Origin of the sequence: Lysobacter sp. GCM10012299 (genome assembly GCF_042649405.1) — a bacterium.
GTDB lineage: Bacteria > Pseudomonadota > Gammaproteobacteria > Xanthomonadales > Xanthomonadaceae > Lysobacter_J.
The window spans coordinates 1-590 of record NZ_JBHRZC010000018.1 but is presented as its reverse complement, the minus strand read 5'-3'; the positions used below and the strand labels follow the sequence as shown (position 1 = coordinate 590).

1 protein-coding gene is annotated in these 590 nt (G+C 68.3%); it reads left to right on the top strand.

What is annotated here, in order from left to right:
• Nucleotides 1-590: nucleotide sugar dehydrogenase (locus ACFOPO_RS18445; protein ID WP_386705140.1), on the top strand; the 590-nt coding region annotated here is incomplete at both ends.

Here is a 590-nt window from a genome sequence, read left to right as displayed (position 1 = left end):
GGATACGTCGGCCTCGTCACCGGCACCTGCCTGGCCGACGTCGGCCACGACGTGGTCTGCGTCGACATCGACCAGGCCAAGGTCGACGGCCTCAACCAGGGCGTCATTCCGATCTACGAGCCGGGCCTGGAGCCGATGGTCAAGGCCAACCACGCCGCCGGGCGCCTGCGTTTCACCACCGACGCCGAAGCCGCGGTCGCCCATGGCGACGTGGTGTTCATCGCCGTGGGCACGCCGCCGGACGAGGATGGCAGCGCCGACCTCAAGTACGTGCTGGCGGTGGCACGCACGATCGGCCGACATCTGGAACGCCAGGTCGTGGTGGTCAACAAGTCGACGGTGCCGGTCGGCACGGCCGACAAGGTGCGCGCGACGATCGCCGCCGAGCTGGCCTCGCGCGGTGCCGAGTTCGGTTTCGAGGTCGCGTCCAATCCGGAATTCCTCAAGGAAGGCGACGCGGTCAACGACTGCATGCGCCCGGACCGGATCGTGATCGGTGCCAGCAGCGCCGCGGCGGTGGACAAGCTCAAGCGCCTGTACGCACCGTTCAACCGCAACCACGAGCGCATCGTGGTGATGGACGTGCGTTC